Source organism: Pseudomonas sp. CFII68 (assembly GCF_000416195.1).
GTDB classification, from domain to species: Bacteria; Pseudomonadota; Gammaproteobacteria; order Pseudomonadales; family Pseudomonadaceae; genus Aquipseudomonas; species Aquipseudomonas kilonensis.
In genome coordinates this window covers 1-217 of record NZ_ATLN01000116.1, presented here as the reverse complement: position 1 = coordinate 217, position 217 = coordinate 1, and the positions used below count along the sequence as shown (strand labels likewise).

Below are 217 nucleotides of genomic sequence, written 5' to 3'. Positions count from 1 at the left end.
GGGGTTGGGGTTGGGGTTTGGCCAGGTCTTGTATTGCTATTGAACCGCTGTCGAGGATTTTCGAGGGAACATCATGAAGGCACAAAAAAGCGACGTCTTGATTATCGGCGGCGGCATCATGGGGTCGGCGTCGGCGTTTTTTCTGCGCCAGCGTGGGCACTCGGTGACCCTGCTGGAACGCGACCTGATCGGCCAATACGCCAGTGGGGTGAATTTC

1 protein-coding gene is annotated in these 217 nt (G+C 57.1%); it reads left to right on the top strand.

All coding sequences use genetic code 11. The features are described 5' to 3' along the window. Positions 1-73: 73 nt before the first annotated feature. On the top strand, positions 74-217 hold a 144-nt coding region (locus CFII68_RS27125; protein ID WP_018611647.1), incomplete at its 3' end, for an FAD-dependent oxidoreductase.